Annotated in this window: 13 protein-coding genes and 3 tRNA genes; all 16 read right to left on the reverse strand. The window is 61.5% G+C overall.

Annotation, left to right across the window (positions count from 1 at the left end; all coding sequences use genetic code 11):
- Positions 1-1,236 (reverse strand): c-type cytochrome, encoded by a 1,236-nt coding sequence (locus JWU58_RS17765; RefSeq protein WP_206420687.1) that lies wholly within the window; start codon positions 1,234-1,236, stop codon positions 1-3.
- A 2-nt stretch (positions 1,237-1,238) separates the two neighbouring features.
- Positions 1,239-1,778 (reverse strand): (2Fe-2S)-binding protein, encoded by a 540-nt coding sequence (locus tag JWU58_RS17770; RefSeq protein WP_016773947.1) that lies wholly within the window; start codon positions 1,776-1,778, stop codon positions 1,239-1,241.
- Positions 1,771-4,602, reverse strand: coding sequence for a xanthine dehydrogenase family protein molybdopterin-binding subunit (locus JWU58_RS17775; protein ID WP_206420688.1), 2,832 nt, complete (start codon positions 4,600-4,602; stop codon positions 1,771-1,773). The genes JWU58_RS17770 and JWU58_RS17775 overlap by 8 nt, the downstream gene beginning before the upstream one ends.
- A 477-nt stretch (positions 4,603-5,079) precedes the next feature.
- A tRNA-Asp gene (locus JWU58_RS17780) sits at positions 5,080-5,156 on the reverse strand.
- A gap of 93 nt (positions 5,157-5,249) precedes the next feature.
- Positions 5,250-5,326: transfer RNA gene (locus JWU58_RS17785), tRNA-Asp, on the reverse strand.
- Between the two features lie 55 nt (positions 5,327-5,381).
- Positions 5,382-5,457 (reverse strand) — tRNA-Val (locus JWU58_RS17790).
- A gap of 196 nt (positions 5,458-5,653) precedes the next feature.
- Positions 5,654-6,430 (reverse strand): SDR family oxidoreductase, encoded by a 777-nt coding sequence (locus JWU58_RS17795; protein WP_071171659.1) that lies wholly within the window; start codon positions 6,428-6,430, stop codon positions 5,654-5,656.
- On the reverse strand, positions 6,427-7,638 hold the full coding sequence (locus JWU58_RS17800; protein ID WP_016773944.1) for an O-succinylhomoserine sulfhydrylase: 1,212 nt from the start codon (positions 7,636-7,638) through the stop codon (positions 6,427-6,429). The genes JWU58_RS17795 and JWU58_RS17800 overlap by 4 nt, the downstream gene beginning before the upstream one ends.
- Positions 7,639-7,706: 68 nt before the next feature.
- Positions 7,707-9,212 (reverse strand): amidophosphoribosyltransferase, encoded by a 1,506-nt coding sequence (purF, locus tag JWU58_RS17805; RefSeq protein WP_016773943.1) that lies wholly within the window; start codon positions 9,210-9,212, stop codon positions 7,707-7,709.
- 41 nt (positions 9,213-9,253) lie between these two features.
- Positions 9,254-9,814 (reverse strand): CvpA family protein, encoded by a 561-nt coding sequence (locus JWU58_RS17810; RefSeq protein ID WP_016773942.1) that lies wholly within the window; start codon positions 9,812-9,814, stop codon positions 9,254-9,256.
- 98 nt (positions 9,815-9,912) lie between these two features.
- A complete protein-coding gene (locus tag JWU58_RS17815) occupies positions 9,913-10,575 on the reverse strand; it encodes an SPOR domain-containing protein (RefSeq protein ID WP_125918414.1) in 663 nt (220 codons plus the stop codon).
- Positions 10,559-11,866, reverse strand: a complete 1,308-nt coding sequence (gene folC, locus JWU58_RS17820; protein ID WP_206420689.1) for a bifunctional tetrahydrofolate synthase/dihydrofolate synthase — start codon at positions 11,864-11,866, stop codon at positions 10,559-10,561. The genes JWU58_RS17815 and folC overlap by 17 nt, the downstream gene beginning before the upstream one ends.
- Complete coding sequence (accD, locus tag JWU58_RS17825) at positions 11,863-12,783, reverse strand: acetyl-CoA carboxylase, carboxyltransferase subunit beta (protein WP_016773939.1); 921 nt, start codon at positions 12,781-12,783, stop codon at positions 11,863-11,865. Before accD ends, folC begins: the two co-directional genes overlap by 4 nt.
- Positions 12,784-12,982: 199 nt before the next feature.
- Complete coding sequence (locus tag JWU58_RS17830) at positions 12,983-13,615, reverse strand: phosphoribosylanthranilate isomerase (protein ID WP_206420690.1); 633 nt, start codon at positions 13,613-13,615, stop codon at positions 12,983-12,985.
- Positions 13,616-13,679: 64 nt separating this feature from the next.
- Positions 13,680-14,504: a tRNA pseudouridine(38-40) synthase TruA gene (truA, locus tag JWU58_RS17835; RefSeq protein ID WP_016773937.1), complete on the reverse strand. Its 825-nt coding sequence runs from the start codon at positions 14,502-14,504 to the stop codon at positions 13,680-13,682.
- Positions 14,505-14,771: 267 nt separating this feature from the next.
- On the reverse strand, positions 14,772-17,429 hold the full coding sequence (locus JWU58_RS17840) for a motility hub landmark protein FimV (protein ID WP_206420691.1): 2,658 nt from the start codon (positions 17,427-17,429) through the stop codon (positions 14,772-14,774).
- Positions 17,430-17,604 lie beyond the last annotated feature (175 nt).

A 17,604-nucleotide genomic window follows, 5' to 3' on the forward strand; every position in this document is an offset into this window, starting at 1 on the left:
TCAGTGCGCCTTGTGCTCGACGCTCGGTGCGTCGGCTTGCAGCTTCTGCACTTCGCTCACCGCCAGTTCAGCGCCCTGCCCGCCCCAACCCTGACGCAGGTAGTTGAGCAGATCAGTCAATTGCTCAGGACTGAGCTTTTCAGCAAAACCCGGCATCGGCTGCATGTGCTCGAACCCGGAGAACTTCTGTTCGCCGATGCCGTCCTCGATCACTCGCAACAAGTTGCGCGGATCTTCCAGGCGCAACGTCGTGTTGCCACGCATGGCCACTGCAATGTGCGGCTTGCCTTCACCGCCAGCCGCGTGACAACCGGCGCAGACGTTCAGGTATTCCTGACGGCCGCGCTGAGCACTCGGGCTGAGCTTGTCGAGCGGCACCTCGACGAGCTCTTTGGCTGGCGGCGGTTGCTCGCCAAGGAGGAACGTCGCCATTGCCGCCAGGTCAGCATCGCTCAGACCTTGAGTGCTGTTATGAAACACCGGGAACATCTCGTTGAACATCGTTCCTTGCGCGCTCATGCCGTGCTTGAGAAACGTGCTCAGATCCTGCTGATTCCAGCCGCGCGCGGCCAGGTCGGTGGCCAGCAGGCTCGGTGCCAGATAACCATTGAGAATGCCGCCGGTCATGCGCTTGTCCATTTGCATCGCGCCGGGCAGGCCGCGTGGCGTATGGCATTCGCCGCAGTGACCGAGAACGTCGACCATGTACTGGCCGCGCTTCCACGCCTCACTTTTGCCTTCGGCCGGCTCCAGCTTGACGTCTTTGCCGTAGAGCATGTTCCAGCCGGTCAGACCCAGACGCACATTGAACGGAAAGCTCAGGCTGGTCACCGGCGCGGCGCGCTCGATCGGCTCGATGGTTTTCAGATACGCGTGAATCGCATCGGAGTCGGCGCGCGGCATCAGGTGATACGAGGTGTACGGCATCGCTGGATACAAATTCGCACCGTCGCGCCGCTTGCCTTCGGTCAGCGCAGCGAAGAACTCGTCATCGTTGTACAGACCGATGCCGTGCTCTTTGCTCGGGGTGATGTTGGTGCCGTAGATCGTGCCGAATGGCGAGACGATCGGCAGGCCGCCGGCATACGGCGCGCCACCCGGTGCGGTGTGGCAGGCCATGCAGTCGGCGGCGCGGGCGAGGTATTCGCCGCGCTTGATCTGATCGTCGGCGTGGGCCGCCATAAGCGGCGCAGCCAGTCCGAGCGCGAAAGCCAGCGGGGTCAGTAAACGCTTCATGCTCAACCCTCCTTGACCAAACCGAGATCGGTCAGCACGTTGCGCGTGGCGTTGTAATAACGCACGTAGCCGGTGCAGCGGCAGACGTGATGACCGAGGCTATCCTCGATAACCTGTTCCAGCTGACTTTTGACGATCGGCTGGCGCTGCAGCTTCTCCACCAGTACGGTGGCAGCGTTGACGAAGCCTGGCGCGCAGTAGCTGCACTGGAAGGCGAACTCGTCGACAAAGCGCTGCTGGATCGGGTTGAGCTCGGTGACCTGGCCCTGCTCGTCGCGAGTGGCGTGGCCTTCGATGGTGCGGACTTTCTTGCCCTCGAAGTAGTGCGCGCCGGTGATGCAGGTGCGCACTTCTTCGCTGGTGCCGTCGGGATTGTCGACGATCACCACGCAGGCGTGGCAGATCCCCTGACCGCAGCCCAGCCGCGAGCCGGTGAGGTTTTTGTATTCGTGCAGGTAGTCGATCATCGGCAGGTCATCAGGGATGTCCACCGGGCCGACGGATTGACCATTGAGGGTCAGTTGAAGCGGACGGTTAGCCATTGAGGGCCTCCTTGATGCGCGCAGCGGTGATAGGCAAGTCACGAACACGTTTACCGATGGCGTGCGCCACGGCGTTACCGATGGCACCGACAATCGGGATCATCACCACTTCGGCGATGCCTTTGGACGGATCGCTAGGCGACAGCGGCGGCAGGATCTCCGCAGTCTGCTGCCACACCGCAACGTGACGGGCCATCGGCAGACGGTAACGGTTGAAGTTCCAGTCACCCTCCCCCGGCCCGCCTTCGTACAACGGCATCTCTTCCATCAGCGCATGACCAATACCCATGGCGATACCGCCTTCGAGCTGGCCCTTGACCAACTCTTCAACCAGCACCCGACCACACTCGATCCACGAATGGTGGTTGAGCACCTGAACTTCCGCCGAGCCTTTATTGACCTTCAACTCGACCAGCGTCGCGACCGGGCTGTAATAGGTCACGGCAGCGTTGTTCAACTGCACTACCGGGTAGTTGACGTTCTGCCGATCAAGCAAGTGAAAGCCGGCGCTGTTCATCTGCGCTTTCTTCGCTTGCGGCGCACCATCGCCGTATTTCACCGCCAGACCGTCGAGCGGCAGGCGCTCGCGCACGCCGTCGATGCTGTACTCGGCCTCGGCCCAGCTCCAGCGGTTGAAACCATGCACCGTGGCGCCAGTCACCAGACCGCGTTCGTGGGCGCGCTTGGCCAGCTCCTCGAAACTCAGCGGCTGCATACCGTTGGCGGTCAGCTTGCCGTCGATCCAATGCGCATCTTCGCGACGCACCACATAAGGGTTGGCCTGGCCGCCGTACGGACCCTGACGCCAGATCTCCAGCGCCGCCGGCCACAAGCCGTGGTTGAACAGCACCCGCGCCGCTTCACGGGTCGCGTGGCTGAAGTAATAGGCGGAGTTGGTCGCCGAAGACGCCGACGCCAACTTGCCGACCCAGCGCGGATTGCGCAGCAGATTGTCCTGCTCGGCCTGACTCATGATGTACGGGTTGCCGCTGGTGATCAGCTGCATTTCCTGCCACTCGGTTTCGCCGGTCTTCACCTCGTGCGCCGGGCTGCCGAGGAAATCGGCGACGACCAAGGCTTGCGAAGTGGACATGCCGGTGCCGATTTCGATACCGATGTGGCGCAGGGTGATGCGCCCGTCTGCGGTGAATTCGATGCTGGCCATCGGCGCTTCGGAGCCGGTGCCGAAGTCTTTCTGGCAGATGGCGAAACCGACGCCGTACCAGTTATCCGGGTCTGCCGCTTCACGTTGTTGCTTGATCGTGTCGCGATTTTTCCAGACTTCGTGCACCGAGGCCTTGTCGAGAATTTCATGCAGGCGCAGTGCACCGGCCGGGATTGCGCCCTGGGTGTTTTTCATGCCGGAACGCAGGGCATTCCTGCGGCGCAAATCGATGGCGTCGACACCCAGGCGATTGGCGATCTCGTCGACCATCATTTCGGTCGCCGCCATGCTTTGCAGAGTGCCGTAACCGCGCATCGAACCCGCCTCGACCGCGCGCGAGTGATAGGCGGTGACCTGCAGATCGTTCTGCGGCATGTAGTAGATCGACTGCGCTGCGGTGGCGCCAACCGCCGCCACCGATGGGCTGTAGTTGACCCGACCGCCGCCGTCGACGCTCATTTCCGCGCGGAAAATCTTGAAGGTGTAGTCGTTCTTGTCCACGGCCAACTGGTAGCGGATGTCGAACGGGTGACGCTTGATGCCGCTCTGGAACTGCTCGTAGCGGTCGTTGGCCAGACGCACCGGCACACCGGCGCCGTACAGCGCGGCCAAGGCTGCGTAGTAGACGAAAATGTTGTGGTCTTTGGAGCCATAGCCGACGGTATAGCCCGGGTGCATGTTCAGATTGGACAAGCCGAAACGCGACGGCCCGATCATCTTCGCGGTCTCGGTCGCGACTTCCAGCGGGCACTGCGTCGCCACGACGAAATGCAGGGTTTTGGTTTTCGGGTCGTACCAGCCGTTGCCGTTGTCCGGCTCGAGGGCGGCCGGTTCGATCGACGGCGTCTTGTAGCGCTCATCGAACACCAGCCAGTTGTCTGGCGGCGTGTCGATTTCCTGCTTCATGCGGTCGGCGTAGAACAGGCCGCGCTCGGTGAGGTTGCCATGCAGGTTCGGCGATGCATTCCAGACTGGACGGCGGTTCTTCAGCATCGGGAACAGGATCGAATCCTTGAGGCTGGCGAATTCGTCTTCGTCCGCCGAAGTCGCGCCGCCGACGCGCACGTAGCGGAAGCTGCCGTAGGGGTCGCCTTCGTAGAACGGCACCTTGGCGCCGTAACGAATCGCTTTGTCATTGAATTTGAGTTGATTCTTGGCCTGACGGAAACGCTCGAAGTCGTTCCAGATCAGAATCGCTACCGGGTGACCGATGAACATCGGCACTTTGCCTTCCGGCAGCAATGGATCAGGCGCGTGCTCTTCGGGGAAGACGATACCGTCCTTGTCCAGATCGGCAGCGGTAACGATGCGGTCCGGCTGCAGATCAGCGCCGAGCCACGACAGGTCGTAGCCTGCGTAGATGCGGTCGGCCTTGATGGTTTTCAGCAGCATGGCGTGGCCTTGTTGCTCAGGCCAGCCAGGCATGTCCTTGGCGCGGATGTCGCGGGCAAACACCTTGCTGCCGCAGACCTTGGACAAGGCATCGTTACGTTGCCGCGCCTTGCCGTTATTGCCGAGCCATTTCTCGGACGGCACGGTGACGCTGTTTTCCATCAAGGCAGCCAGCGCATGACTGCTGAGCGGCGTAAGCGTAACGCTCACACCCGCCACCAGCCCGCCCTGGAGGAACGAGCGCCGGGATATTTCACGGTTGGACATGGATCATCCTCTGGGCGGTTATAGGTCCGCCCTTGTGGTTATCTACTGGGGATCTCGAGTCGTGCAGAAGCTCTTTCTGGCGAAGCAAAGAGCTGTGTTGACAGTGCAAAGCTGACCGAAAGGTTAACTTTAAAGGTTTCTGCGCCCACAGCAAACAACCAGTTACAAAAACCTGACTAAATAATCAAAAAAATCAATGCGACGTGGCACCGCAGTAGGCTTGCAGAGATTCTTGTAGGAGCTGTCGAGTGAAACGAGGCTGCGATCTTTTGATCTGGATTTTTTAAGAGCAAGATCAAAAGATCGCAGCGTGCCGCAGCTCCTACAGGACGATTTGCGCAGGAGTTCGAGAGGGGAATAACCAAATTTCAGACACAAAAAACCCCGGTCTTTCGACCAGGGTCTTTGCTATCGATCCGATCCAGCCTATGACTGGTTTCGGCGCTTCAAGGCGTTCAGTGGTCCTTGAAACAGATATGGCGCAGCGGACGGGACTCGAACCCGCGACCCCCGGCGTGACAGGCCGGTATTCTAACCGACTGAACTACCGCTGCGTATCGCTTTGAGCTTGCGCTCAAGTAACTCGTTTTGATTACCGGCTTCGGTGCCTGGTAATCGCGAACCAGATGAATCTGACTCGTAAAATATGGCGCAGCGGACGGGACTCGAACCCGCGACCCCCGGCGTGACAGGCCGGTATTCTAACCGACTGAACTACCGCTGCGCGTCGGTGCAGGCACTTTCAGCCTACTCTCTTGCTTGCGCAAGCTTCTCGGGAGTGGTGGGTGATGACGGGATCGAACCGCCGACATTCTGCTTGTAAGGCAGACGCTCTCCCAGCTGAGCTAATCACCCGTTTGCATCTCCGAGGCCGCGAAATTTACGCAGGTGGCGAAGCTAAGTCAATAGCAGGATTGGAGTTTTTTTCAAAAACGGCTTCAAGCTTCAAGCTTCAAGCTTCAAGCTTCAAGAAAAGGATGATCACCTAAAGCAGGCACACCAGCGTCTTGCTTTAACTTGAAGCTTGCAGCTTGAAGCTCGAAGCTGCCTTTCACTGCTCGTAGATCATTTTCTTGGTCATGCCGCCATCGACGACAAATTCCTGGCCGGTGACAAATCCGGCATTCCTCGACAGCAACCACGCCACCATCGCCGCCACGTCCTCGACAGTCCCTACCCTGCCCGCCGGATGCTGAGCATGATCGGCATCGGCCAAAGGTTCGGCGCGACGCACCGAGGGATCACGGGCATCAATCCAGCCAGGACTGACTGCGTTCACGCGGATTTCCGGTCCAAGGCTGATTGCCAGCGCATGGGTCAGCGCCAACAGCCCGCCCTTGCTCGCCGCATACGCCTCGGAGTCCGCCTCCGACTGTCGCGCGCGGGTCGAGGCCAGATTGACGATCGAACCGTTGTGCGCACGCAGATACGGCGCACAGTGCTTGGCCAGTAACATCGGCCCGCTCAGATTCACCGCCAGCACCCGATTCCAATACGCCAGATCGAGGCTTTCCAGGGTGATGTTGTGCGGATCGGCGACCGCCGCGTTGCAGACCAACGCATCAAGGCGACCAAACTGCCCCAATACCTCGGCCACGCCCAGCGCGACCTGATTTTCGTCGGCGACGTCCATGGCGATGAACCAGGCGTTCTCGCCGAGCACCTTCGCCACTTTCGAACCACGCACCCGATCAAGATCGGTCAGCACCACCTGCCAGCCTTCGCTGATCAGCCAAGCGGCGATTCCGAGGCCGATACCGCGCGCAGCCCCGGTGACCAGCGCCACGCGGCCATGGGTGTTGGCCGCGGGTGTGGACAACTCGATCACAATGCCGCCAGACCGCGCGCCAGGTCAGCTTGCAGGTCAGCCACATCTTCCAGACCGACCGCAACGCGGATCAGACTGTCACGAATGCCTGCCGCTTCACGCTCCTGGGGCGCCAGACGGCCGTGGGAGGTGGTGCTTGGATGGGTGATCGTGGTTTTGCTGTCGCCGAGGTTGGCGGTGATCGAAATCAACCGCGTGGCATCGATAAAGCGCCAGGCGCCTTCTTTGCCGCCCTTGACCTCGAAGCTGACCACCGCACCAAAACCCTTCTGCTGGCGCTGGGCCAACTCGTGCTGCGGATGGCTCTTCAGACCGGCGTAATGGACCTTCTCGATGCCGTCCTGCTGCTCCAGCCATTCGGCCAGCGCCTGAGCGTTCGCGCAATGCGCTTTCATGCGCAGGTTGAGGGTCTCGAGGCCTTTGAGGAAGATCCACGCGTTGAACGGGCTGAGGGTCGGCCCGGCGGTCCGCAGGAAACCCACCACTTCTTTCATCTGCTCACCGCGCCCGGCGACAACGCCGCCCATGCAGCGGCCCTGACCGTCGATGAACTTGGTCGCCGAGTGCACGACAATATCCGCGCCAAGCTTCAGCGGCTGCTGCAACGCCGGGGTGCAGAAGCAGTTGTCGACCACCAGCTGCGCGCCCTTGGCATGAGCGATTTCAGCCAGCGCGGCGATATCCACCAGCTCGGCCAACGGGTTGGACGGCGACTCGACAAAGAGCAGTTTGGTGTTGGACTTGATCGCCGCATCCCAGGCCGACAGATCGGCCAGCGGTACGTAATCGACTTCGACGCCGAAGCGCTTGAAATACTTCTCGAAGAGGCTGATGGTCGAGCCGAACACGCTACGCGATACCAGCACGTGATCGCCAGCACTGCACAGGCTCATCACCACCGCCATGATCGCGGCCATGCCGGTGGCCGTGGCGACGGCCTGCTCGGCGCCTTCCAGCGCGGCGATGCGCTCTTCGAATGCGCGCACGGTCGGGTTGGTGTAGCGCGAATAGACGTTGCCGGGCACTTCGCCGGCAAACCGCGCCGCCGCATCGGCAGCGGTGCGGAACACGTAGCTGGAGGTGAAGAACATCGGGTCACCGTGTTCGCCTTCCGGCGTGCGGTGCTGACCGGCACGGACGGCCAGGGTATCGAACGCTACGCCTTCGAGGTCGCTGTCCAGCCGACCGGCATCCCATTCCTGACTCATGCTGCTCTCCTTTGTTCACGAACAATAAATATCAGATACAAAACCGGCCCCTCAGGGCCGGTGGAAACTCAGTTGTTGTACAGATCGATGATCGCACTGACTGCCTGGGTCTTGACCTTCGAGGCATCGTTGCGCGCCTGTTCGATCTTGTTCAGGTAAGCCTCGTCGACGTCACCGGTCACGTACTTGCCGTCGAACACCGCACAATCGAAGTGCTCGATCTTGATCTTGCCGCCACCGACCGCTTCGATCAAGTCAGGCAGGTCCTGATAGATCAGCCAGTCTGCACCGATCAGGTCGGCCACGTCCTGAGTCGAACGGTTGTGCGCGATCAGTTCGTGGGCGCTCGGCATGTCGATACCGTACACGTTCGGGAAGCGCACCGCAGGTGCCGCCGAGCAGAAGTAGACGTTTTTCGCGCCGGCTTCGCGGGCCATCTGGATGATCTGCTTGCAAGTGGTGCCGCGCACGATCGAGTCATCGACCAGCATCACGTTCTTGCCACGGAATTCCAGCTCGATGGCGTTGAGCTTCTGGCGTACCGACTTCTTGCGTGCGGCCTGGCCCGGCATGATGAAGGTGCGGCCGATGTAACGGTTCTTGACGAAGCCTTCGCGGAATTTCACGCCAAGGTGATTGGCCAGTTCCAGCGCTGCGGTACGGCTGGTGTCCGGAATCGGGATGACCACGTCGATGTCGTGCTCAGGGCGCTCGCGCAGGATCTTCTCGGCAAGCTTCTCGCCCATGCGCAGACGTGCTTTGTACACCGACACGCCGTCGATGATCGAGTCCGGACGCGCCAGGTAGACGTGTTCGAAAATGCACGGGGTCAGCGACGGGTTGGTTGCGCACTGACGGGTGTGCAGTTTGCCATCTTCGGTGATGTACACCGCTTCGCCCGGCGCGAGGTCGCGGATCAGGGTGAAACCGAGCACGTCCAGGGAAACGCTTTCTGAGGCGATCATGTACTCGACGCCTTCGTCAGTATGACGCTGGCCGAACACGATCGGGCGGATACCGTGCGGATCGCGGAAACCGACGATGCCGTAACCGGTGACCATCGCCACAACGGCGTAACCACCGACGCAACGGTTATGCACGTCGGTCACAGCGGCGAACACGTCTTCTTCGGTCGGCTGCAGCTTGCCACGCTGGGCCAGCTCGTGGGCGAACACGTTGAGCAGCACTTCCGAGTCGGAACTGGTGTTGACGTGACGCAGATCGGATTCGTAGATCTCTTTGGCCAACTGTTCAACGTTGGTCAGGTTGCCGTTGTGCGCCAGGGTGATGCCGTACGGCGAGTTGACGTAGAACGGCTGGGCTTCGGCCGACGTCGAGCTACCGGCAGTCGGGTAACGGACGTGGCCGATACCCATGTGGCCGACCAGACGCTGCATGTGACGCTGCTGGAACACGTCACGCACCAGGCCATTATCCTTGCGCAGGAACAACCGGCCATCATGGCTGGTCACGATACCGGCAGCGTCCTGGCCGCGGTGCTGGAGCACGGTTAGCGCGTCATACAGCGCCTGATTGACGTTCGACTTACCGACGATACCGACGATGCCACACATGCGACGCAACCCCTACTTAATGGATCTGAACTGAACAGCACTCACTGAGGCGTTTTCGCCGTCGGCAAGAGCTGCTCCTTGAACGGAATCTCAGCGGGTACGCTGATTCCGCTGGCAAGCCACTGACTGCTCCACCCGAGTATCAGGTTTTTGGACCAGTCGGCGACCAATAGAAACTTGGGCACGAGCTGTGATTCTTTCCACCACCCGTCCTGCTGTACCGGCCCCAGGCTCAACAGCCCGACCGCCACGACCACCAGCAACACGCCACGCGCTGCGCCGAAGGCCATGCCGAGGAATCGGTCGGTCCCGGACAACCCGGTGACGCGAACCAACTCGCCGATAAGATAATTGATCATTGCGCCCACGATCAGTGTGGCGACAAACATGATGGCACAGCCCGCGATCACGCGAGCCGATGGGGTTTCGATGTATCCGGCGAGGTACTCGGACAGTGAGCCACCAAACATCCAGGCAACCGCTCCTGCGATGATCCAGGTCAGCAGCGATAACGCTTCCTTTACGAAGCCGCGGCTCAGACTGATCAATGCGGAGATGGCGATGATTGCAACGATCGCCCAGTCAACCCAGGTAAATGGCACAGTGCAGCCTACAGACGGATAAGGCGGCGCATTTTAGCAGAGCGCATGGCTGTCGGTAAGCTGCGATTGTCAGTGCTTTTCAATCGAGGTGATAGATTTCAGCCACGTTCAGGCTGAAAACGGACAACGAAGCCCTTGAGGTTCTGTTGACGGCTCAGCAGATCACGCAGACGATCGGCCTCGGCACGCTCGATCAGCGGACCGACGAACACCCGATTCTTGCCATCGGCCGAACGAATGTAGGCGTTATAACCCTGGCTGCGCAGGTTCTTCTGCAGGCTTTCGGCGCTGGCGCGGCTCGACAGACTGGCCAGTTGCACCGACCAGCTCACCGACAGACCGTTGGCATCGACGCGGCTCTGCGTGGTGTCAGGCTTGCTGGTTGCGGAGGTGATTGGCTGAGCCGGCGCCGGAATCGGCTTGGCCACCGGTGGCGGCGTTGCCGGGCGGGCAATCTGCGCCGGGATGGTCGGTGCCGGGGCGGCCGGAGCAGCAGCCGGAGCAGCAGGCACCGCTTCTTCAGCGACCTCTTCGTCCGTTGGCACCGGCTCTTGTGGCAAAGCCTGGGGCTCAGGCACGGCGACCGGGTCCATTTGCACTTGCGGCATGGCCGAAGGCTGAGGCGCAGCCGGGGCCTCGACGGTCACCTGACGCTGCTCATCCTGACGGGAAAACAGCATCGGCAGGAAGATCACCGCCAGCGCCACCAGCACCAGCGCGCCAACCATGCGCTGCTTGTACGCTTTATCCAGCAAAGCCATTTGCCGCTTCCTCCGTGGAGCGCCGGGCCAGCCATTCAAGGGCCTCGGCGACACAATAAAATGATCCGAACAACAGAATCTCGTCGTCGCTGGTTGCTATAGCGCACTGCCCTTCCAGAGCGGCCGCAACGCTGGCGTAAGACGTAACCGAAGCACCAAGGTTCTGCAGCGCTGCCTCAAGCTCAGCCACCGGACGCGCGCGCGGCGAATCCAGCGGCGCGACAGCCCAATGCGCGACACTAGCATTCAATTCGCCAACAACACCATCGAGATCCTTGTCCGCCAGCAACCCGAACACCGCCAAACGCTTGCCAACCGGCGGCCGCGCACCCAGACGTCGCGCGAGATATTCAGCGGCATGCGGATTGTGACCGACATCCAGCAACAGGTTCAGGCGCTTGCCGTTCCATTCGAACGAACGACGATCGAGGCGCCCGACCACGCGCGTCGCCTGCAATGCAGATACGATCTGTTCGGCATTCCACGGCAAACCTGTCAGCAGATAGGCTTGCAGCGCCAGCGCGGCGTTTTCCATCGGCAGATCAAGCAGTGGCAAGTCACGCAGTTCGACCGCCTCGCCCTGTGCATCGGTACCGCGCCACTGCCAATGCTGCTCGGTGGTGCCAAGATCGAAATCGCGTCCACGCAGAAAAAACGGGCAAGCCAGTTCACGCGCCTTGTCGAGCAGTGGTTGCGGCGGATTCAGGTCGCCACACAGGGCCGGTTTGCCCTGGCGGAAGATACCGGCCTTCTCGAAGGCGACGGATTCGCGGGTGTCGCCCAGATAATCGGCGTGATCGACACCAATGCTGGTGACCAGCGCGATGTCGGCATCGACCACATTGACCGTGTCCAGACGCCCGCCCAGACCCACTTCAAGCACCACAGCATCAAGCGCGGCCTGCTGGAACAGCCAGAGCGCTGCCAGAGTGCCCATTTCGAAGTAAGTCAGGGAAGTCTCGCCGCGGCCCGCCTCGACCGCAGCAAAGGCTTCGCACAGCTGGACGTCAGTGGCTTCGACGCCATTGAGTTGCACCCGCTCGTTATAACGCAGCAGGTGCGGAGAATTGTAGACGCCAACGCTAAGGCCCTGCGCACGCAGCAAAGAAGCCACGAACGCGCAGGTCGAACCCTTGCCGTTGGTGCCGGTGACCGTGATCACCCGAGGCGCCGGCTGGCCCAGCCCCATGCGGGACGCTACCTGTTGCGAACGCTCCAGGCCCATGTCGATGGCCGACGGATGCAACTGCTCGAGGTAGGCGAGCCATTCACCAAGGGTGCGCTGGGTCATACGTTGGCAGGCACCGGCGGAACCACGATCGGCTCGATCGGCGCGGCGACGAACTTCGGCGTCGGCTTGCCGGTCATTTGTGCCAGCAGGTTACCCAGACGTGGGCGCAGTTCCTGACGGTGGATGATCATGTCGATGGCGCCGTGTTCCAGCAGAAACTCGCTGCGCTGGAAGCCTTCTGGCAGTTTTTCGCGCACGGTCTGCTCGATTACCCGCGGACCGGCGAAGCCGATCAGGGCTTTCGGTTCGCCAACGATGACGTCACCGAGCATCGCCAGACTGGCGGAAACACCGCCGTAGACCGGGTCGGTCAGTACGGAGATGAACGGAATGCCTTCTTCACGCAGGCGCGCCAGCACGGCCGAGGTCTTGGCCATCTGCATCAGCGAGATCAGCGCTTCCTGCATGCGTGCGCCACCGGAAGCGGCGAAGCAGATCATCGGGCAGCGGTTTTCCAGTGCGTAGTTGGCAGCGCGAACGAAGCGCTCACCGACGATGGCGCCCATGGAACCGCCCATGAAGTTGAATTCGAATGCCGAAACCACTACCGGCATGCCCAGCAAGGTACCGCTGACCGAGATCAGCGCGTCTTTTTCGCCGGTCTGCTTCTGCGCAGCAACCAGACGATCCTTGTACTTCTTGCCGTCGCGGAATTTCAGACGGTCAACCGGCTCCAGGTCAGCACCCAGTTCGTTGCGGCCTTCCGGGTCGAGGAAGATGTCGATGCGCGCACGTGCGCCGATGCGCATGTGGTGGTTGCACTTGGGGCAAACGTCCAGGGTCTTTTCCAGCTCCGGACGGTACAACACCGCCTCGCAGGACGGGCATTTGTGCCACAGACCTTCAGGCACCGAGCTCTTCTTGACCTCCGAGCGCATGATCGAAGGGATCAGTTTGTCTACTAACCAGTTGCTCATGCTTTCTTTCTCCAGTACCGGCGGCCCGAACGCTTTGGTTCGCAGCCCCGCGTATGCCCTTGAGCTAAATTCATGTGTGTGGCGATGGTTGATGAAGAGTCGCGGTCAGCGCGGAACATGACCTGCGTACGATTCAGCAACCCTCAGCCGCGCCTGCTTTGTGCAAGTGCATTGATGGACGGCGGCAGACTGCCAGCCGTCACATCGACAATGTATTGCCGCGCACCGCGTTGATGAATGCGCGAATCTTGTGGTGATCCTTGATGCCTTTGCTCGCTTCTACCCCGCCGCTGACATCCACCGCGTAGGGCTTGACCCGCGCTACCGCATCAGCAACGTTCTCCGGCGTCAGGCCACCGGCCAGAATCAGCGGCTTGCTCAGGTGTTGCGGAATCAGTGACCAGTCAAACGCCTCGCCGGTTCCGCCAGGCACCCCTTCGACATACGTGTCGAGCAGTACGCCACTGGCGCCGGGGAAGGCATCGCAGGCAGCGGCAATGTCATCGCCAGCCTTGACCCGCAGCGCCTTGATGTACGGACGATGCCAGCCTTCGCACTCCTGCGCGCTTTCGTCGCCATGGAATTGCAGCAGATCAAGCGGCACCGCATCGAGGATTTCTCCCAGCTCGCACCGACTGGCATTGACGAACAGCCCCACGGTGGTGACGAACGGCGGCAACGCCTTGATGATCGCCCTTGCCTGCTGCACATTCACTGCACGTGGGCTCTTGGCGTAAAACACCAGACCGATCGCATCGGCGCCGGCTTCGACGGCGGCCAGCGCATCTTCGATGCGGGTAATGCCGCAGATCTTGCTGCGAACAGCTGACATGTCAGGAAAACCTCAAGGCAAAATCCGAAAACGTCCCGGATGGTAACAAAAGCGTCCGAGGGCGTCAGCCGTCAAGTTCGGAGAAACCCGTAAGGAAATGTGGCCCGATAAAGCGCTCGGGTAACGGGAATTCGTCGTGGTACTCGACCTGCACCAGATACAGCCCGTACGGATGCGCCGTCACCCCGCCGGAGCGGCGCTCGCGACTCTCCAGCACTTCTTTCATCCACTCCACCGGGCGCTCACCGGCACCGATGGTCATCAGCACACCGGCAATATTGCGCACCATGTGATGCAGGAACGCGTTGGCACGAATGTCGAGCACGATCATCTTGCCGTGTCGGGTCACGCGCAGGTGATGCATCTTTTTGATCGGCGACTTGGCCTGGCACTGACCGGCCCGGAACGCGCTGAAGTCGTGGGTACCGATCAGGTACTGCGCGGCCTCGGCCATGCGCTCGGCGTCGAGCGGGCGGTGATTCCAGGTGATTTCTTCGTTGAGGTGCGCCGGGCGAATCTGATCGTTGTAGATCACATAGCGATAACGCCGGGCGATGGCCTTGAAGCGCGCATGAAAATGCGCCGGCATGACCCTGGCCCAACTGACGCTGATGTCGTGAGGCAGATTGATGTTGGCGCCCATGACCCAGGCTTTCAGCGAGCGATCAACCTGGGTGTCAAAGTGCACCACTTGCCCGCAGGCATGCACGCCGGCATCGGTACGCCCGGCGCATTGCAGGGAAACCGGCGAATTGGCGACTTTCGACAGGGCTTTTTCAAGCTCTTCCTGCACCGTCGCCACACCGGTCAACTGACGCTGCCAGCCGCTGTAGCGCGAGCCTTTGTACTCAACGCCCAGCGCGACGCGGTAAAAGCCGTCGGGCGCCATTTCGGCGACCGGGTTATCTATGTTTGCCAAGGTGGGACAGCCTGCTGATTTTGCAAAGGCGGGCATTATAAGGCGGTGGGCCGGGGATGCCAGAGTTCTCTATCGGCAGTACCGCCGCCTTCGCGAGCAGGCTCGCTGCCACATTTGCAATGCATCCCCCTGTGGGAGCGAGCCTGCTCGCGAAAGCAATCGATCAGACACCGCCGAATCCGGCGCAAACAAAAACGGCAGCCCCACCGGGCTGCCGCTTGTTGTTTACCGCTGAACTTACGCCAGGTTGGAAAGCATTTCCTTGGCCTCTCCCCGCTGCTTCTCGTCACCCTCGGTCAACACTTCGTTGAGGATGTCACGGGCACCGTCGGCGTCGCCCATGTCGATGTAGGCCTGGGCCAGATCGAGTTTGGTCGCCGCTTCGTCGGTGCCGGCGAGGAAGTCGAAATCGTCTTCGCCCAGATCGTCACCCATCGCCGCGTCCGCTTCGGTGAAGCTCGGCTCGGCCATGCTTTGCGACAGGCGATCCAGCTCGGCATTGACGTCGTCCAGCTCGGCCGCGAAGGCATCCGGCTCAGCAGCTGGGTTGCTGTCCATTTCGTCCGCCAGCGACAGGTCGAAATCAGCTGGCAGTTCCAGATCGTCCTGCGGCACGTCAGCGACAACCGGCGTCTCGACCGGCGGCAAGTCCTTCACGCCGTCGTCCAGATCCAGCAGGAAGTCATCTTCAGCCAACGTGGCCGGCGATGGTTCGGCGCCGAGATCCATATCCAGATCGAAGTCCGACAGATCGTCGAGATTGTCTTTCATCTCGGTCTGCTCTTGCAGCACCGAAGCGAAGCTCAGATCGTCTTCGGCCGGAAACGCGTCGAGCTCGACCGGCGCTTCTGGCTCGGCCACTGGTGCAGGATCGACCGGGGTGATGTTGTCGAGATCGTCCAGGCTCAAATCGAACGCAGTGTCGAGATCGTCACTGGCAGCCTCAGGTGATTGCGGCTCGTCCTGCAACAGTTCCTTGACGTACTGCGCGTCCAGCTCGGCAGCGACGGCGGCAGCCGCCAGTCCACCGGCAGCAACCACGGCCATGGCCGGGAAGCGGCTCTTCAGTGCTTCGACCTTGGCGAAGTTATCGCCATTAGCCACCAGTTGACGCTCCTGCGCGACGAACGCATCGCGATCGCCCTGCTGGCCGTAGACTTCCATCAGCTTCAGGCGCAGATCGCTGCGTTCCGGCTCAAGGCTGACGCCCTCTTCCAGCAGCGCGGCGGCCTGATTAAGGCGGCCGGCGTTGATGTGCGATTGCGCTTTGTCGAGCACATCATCAGAGCGCTCGCCGGCCGGAGCCACCAGAGGTGCGGCAATCGGCGCAGCCATCACCACCGGAGTGACGACCGGTGCAGGGGCTGGCGCAGGTGCCGGAGCTGGCGTGTTGAGTTTGACGCTGGCTGCCGGGGTTTCCAGGCCAGAGAAGCTGCTTTCCGGCAGATCCTGCTCAGCGGAGAACTCTTGCTCTTCAGCCAGAGCGCGGGCCATGCGCAGGTGCTTTTCGGCTTCCTGCTGGGCTTTGCGACGGCGCGCCAGCAGCAACAGCAGAAGCAGCAGAACCACCGCACCGCCGCCGATCAGGCCGAGCAGGATCGGATTGGTCAGCAGTTCATTGAAGGCTTTGTCGTCATCGGCGGCAGCAGGCGTGGTTTCGACCACCGGCTCGACGACTGGCTCAACCGGGGTTTCCGCCGGCGGCGCGATGGCCGACTCTGGAGTCGGTGAAGCCGCTGCGGCGTCGGCCGGAGTGGCTGGCGGTGTTGCGGCCAGTTCGGCAGTGATCGCCGGCACCGGCGGCACAGCAGCAGTGGCGCCAGGCGCAGCGCCGGCGCCGTCGGCCTGCATCTTCGCCAGTTGATTGTTCTTCAGCTCGATCAGCTTTTGCAGCTTGTCCAGTTGGCTCTGCAGATCAGCCATGCGGCTTTTCAGTTCCTCGTTGTCACGACGGGTCGTGTCGAGGTTTTCCTGGGTGATTGCCAGTTTGTTGCTCAGCGCCTTGGCGTCGCCGGCCGGGCCTTTCGCACCGGGCTTGGCGCTTTCCGCCGAGACCAGGCTCAGATTGTCCTGAGTGTTGGCCGCTGTACCGGTATTGCCACGACCGCGATTGGTTGCATCCAACTGCTGCTGACCGGTGCCAGGCTTGGCCGCGTAACGACGGCCCTGACGCCACGCTTCGTTCTGCGCCGCCACTTCAGCGATGGCCGCCGACTGCGGCAGCGCGGTGCTTTGTACCGGATCCGGCAGACGCAGCACCTGACCGGTTTTCAGACGGTTGATGTTGCCGTCGATAAAGGCATTCGGATTGAGCGCCTGAATCGCCAGCATGGTCTGCTGCACCGAGCCACCGTTGCGTGCCTTCGCGGCGATTTCCCACAGGGTGTCGCGCGGCGTGGTGGTGTATTGATTGCGATGGGTCGCGCCAGTGGTTGGCGCGGTGATGGTCTGAGACGGCGCCGGTTGCGCGGCGGCGTCAGCGGTCTGCGGCGAGAACTTCGACGGATCGAGCAGCACGCTGTAATCACGCAGCAGGCGGCCATTGGGCCACATCACCTGCACGAGGAACTTCACCATCGGTTCCGACAGCGGTTGGCTCGAGGTCACGCGCAACACGCTTTTGCCGCTGGCGTTGAGTACCGGGGTGAACGTCAGGTCATTGAGAAAGGCCTGCCGATCGACGCCAGCCTTGGCGAAGTCTTCAGGGGAAGCCAGGCTCGGCACCACCTCGGCGGCGGTGAGATCCTTGACGTCGAGCAGCTCGATTTCAGCCACCAACGGCTGGTTCAGGGTCGACTTCAGGGTCAGCTCCCCGAGCCCGAGGGCATGCGCCATACCGGAGGACAGCGCCGAGGCGGCCGCTATTGCTAACACCAGTTTGCGAACTTGAACCATAGCCTCATCCTTTGTTTGAACGTTCCTCGGCCAGCGAGAAGCTTTTGAATACCGCTGCCGTAAGGCATTGCGCGCGACGACGGGGGTCGCCGCGCGCGATCATTTCTGTGCTGCCCCGGAAAGTCCCGGAGGGTGACTCGTCATCGACGCGCTTCGGGCAAGCATAGCGCTCACC

This window comes from Pseudomonas atacamensis (assembly GCF_017167965.1).
Classification (GTDB): domain Bacteria; phylum Pseudomonadota; class Gammaproteobacteria; order Pseudomonadales; family Pseudomonadaceae; genus Aquipseudomonas; species Aquipseudomonas atacamensis.